Annotated in this window: 1 protein-coding gene; it reads left to right on the forward strand. The window is 31.5% G+C overall.

Going from position 1 to position 286, the window contains the following annotated elements:
- Window positions 1–286, forward strand: a 286-nt coding sequence (locus tag KGF42_RS19445) for a transposase (protein ID WP_227826934.1), incomplete at both ends; no start/stop codon positions are given.

The raw sequence follows: 286 nt of genomic DNA on the forward strand, positions 1-286 counted from the left end.
TAAAAGTGAAATAACTTGTTATGCTTGTGAAGAATGCCGTGATTGTCAATATAAAAGCAGTTGCATTAAGAGAAGTAACAGTAAGATTCCTCTTGAAAATAGGACTAAAAACTTACAAGTATCTAAGCTATTTCATGAAAAAAGAAAAGAAAACTTAATGAGAATTATAAGCCCGGAGGGGTGTGAACTTAGAATGAATAGAAGTATACAAGCAGAAGGAGCTTTCGCTCAAGTAAAACAAAATATGAAATTTAGAAGATTTTTAAGCCGAGGCAAAGAAAATGTT

Source organism: Clostridioides sp. ZZV15-6383 (assembly GCF_020657735.1).
Classification (GTDB): domain Bacteria; phylum Bacillota; class Clostridia; order Peptostreptococcales; family Peptostreptococcaceae; genus Clostridioides; species Clostridioides difficile_D.